This window comes from Agromyces sp. P1_H4, assembly GCF_056405255.1.
The window spans coordinates 1-2,060 of the sequence record NZ_JBFUCL010000477.1 but is presented as its reverse complement, the minus strand read 5'-3'; the positions used below and the strand labels follow the sequence as shown (position 1 = coordinate 2,060).

The window sequence follows — 2,060 nt, the reverse complement described above, 5'->3', positions numbered from 1 at the left end:
GGGCGCCTCCGTGCCAGGCGGCGGCGTCGGCTCGCCGGTGGCCGGAGGCTCGGTGGGCTCAGGGGTCGGCGTCGGGTCGGGCGTGGGCGTCGGCGTCGGATCCGGAGTGGGCGTCGGAGTGGGCGTCGGATCGGGGGTCGGCGCCGGCGTCTCCGTCGGCGGAGCGGGCTCCTCGGTCGCCCCGGGGTCGCTCGGCTCGTCGGTCGACGGAGGGTCGGTGGCCTCGTCGGTCGCGGGCGGGGTCGGCGCCGGCGTCTCGGTCGCCGTGGCATCAGACGACGTGCTCTCCGAGGTCTCGGGGGGCGGGGTCTCTTCCGCGTAGGCGGGGGCCGCGCCGAACGCGCCGAACATGACGACGACGGTGGCCGCCGCGAGGGCGACGCCACCACGACGCGCGCCCCGGGCGTACCAGGGGCGATCCTCGCCGAAGTCCGTGCAGCGTTGCGTCATGTGGTTCCGTTCGGGTCACGGCCGAGGCCGCTGCCGTCCAGTCTGTCATCGAGGCGGGAGGGAGACAACCGTTCTGCCCCTTCGGGCCTGCCCCAGTCGGGGGGACGTCCTGATCACCCCGGAAGAACCTTTTCGCACGTTTCAGTCGAGCGCGCCGGTCGCCTCCGAGGCCCGCGCGACGACCGTGCCCGACGCCACGAGAGCCGTGAGCGCCTCGATCTCGGGGGAGAGGAAGCGGTCGGCGCCGGGCACCGCACCCACCCCGGCGGCCAGGGCCACGACGCCGCGGGTGGCCGCGCCAGGCTCGAGCGGCGCGCGCAGCGCCAGCCCTCGGGCGGCGGTCATGACCTCGATCGCGAGCACCCGGGTGAGCCCGTCGATCGCGCGGCGCAGCTTGCGCGCGGCGGCCCAGCCCATCGACACGTGGTCCTCCTGCATCGCCGACGACGGGATCGAGTCGACGGATGCCGGCACGGCGAGCCGCTTCAGCTCCGACACGATGCCCGCCGCGGTGTACTGCGCGATCATGAGGCCCGAGTCCACGCCGACCTCGTGTGCGAGGAAGGGAGGCAGGCCCTGGTTGCGGGCGCGGTCGAGGAACCGGTCGGTGCGACGCTCGCTCATCGAGGCGACATCCGCCACCGCGATCGCGAGGAAGTCGAGCACGTACCCGACCGGGGCGCCGTGGAAGTTGCCGTTCGACTCGACGCGGCCGTCGAGGGTCAGCACGGGGTTGTCGACGGCGCTCGCGAGTTCGGCCCCGGCGACGGATGCCGCGTGCGCGAGCGTGTCGCGGGCCGCTCCGTGCACCTGGGGCGCGCAGCGCAGCGAGTAGGCGTCCTGCACCCGGGTGCATTCGGGGCCTTTGTGGCTCGCGACGATCGGCGAGCCCGCGAGCAGGCGACGGAGGTTCGACGCGGACACCGCCTGCCCGCGCTGCGGGCGCAGGGCGTGCAGGTCGGCGGCGAACACCGCGTCGGTGCCCATGAGCCCCTCGACGCTCATCGCCGCGGCGACGTCGGCGGTGGTCAGCAGCATCCGCAGGTCGTCGATCGCGAGGGCGAGCATCCCCAGCATGCCGTCGGTGCCGTTGATGAGGGCGAGGCCCTCCTTCTCGGCGAGGCGGAGCGGTGCGATGCCGGCCGCCGACAGCGCGCTCGCGGCATCCGTCGCCTCGCCCTGCGCGTCGCGCACCTCGCCCTCGCCCATCGCGACGAGGGCGCAGTGCGACAGCGGCGCGAGGTCGCCCGAGCAGCCGAGCGAGCCGTACTCGCGCACGATGGGCGTGATGCCCGCGTTGAGGATCGCCGCGTAGGTCTCGGCCGTCACGCGGCRCACGCCGGTGCGGCCGGTCATGAGGGTGGAGAGGCGCAGCAGCATGAGCGCGCGCACGACCTCGCGCTCGACCTCGGCGCCCGAGCCCGCGGCGTGCGAGCGCACGAGGCTCGCCTGCAGCTGGGCGCGGCGGTCCTCGGCGATGAAGGTCGTGGCGAGCGCGCCGAACCCGGTCGAGATGCCGTAGTGCGGCTCGGGATCGGCGGCGAGGCCCTCGACGATCGCGCGGCTCGCGGCGACGCCGTCGAGCGCCGCCGGGTCGAGCACGACGGATG

General features: G+C 75.0%; 2 protein-coding genes. One reads left to right on the top strand and one right to left on the bottom strand.

Going from position 1 to position 2,060, the window contains the following annotated elements:
• Positions 1-322 (top strand): hypothetical protein (locus tag AC1DY2_RS19060; protein WP_476763840.1); only part of this gene is annotated, 322 nt, incomplete at its 5' end.
• A 269-nt stretch (positions 323-591) separates the two neighbouring features.
• On the opposite strand, the gene hutH is transcribed toward AC1DY2_RS19060, so the two are convergent.
• The coding region (gene hutH, locus AC1DY2_RS19055; RefSeq protein WP_476763839.1) for a histidine ammonia-lyase at positions 592-2,060 on the bottom strand (1,469 nt) is incomplete at its 5' end.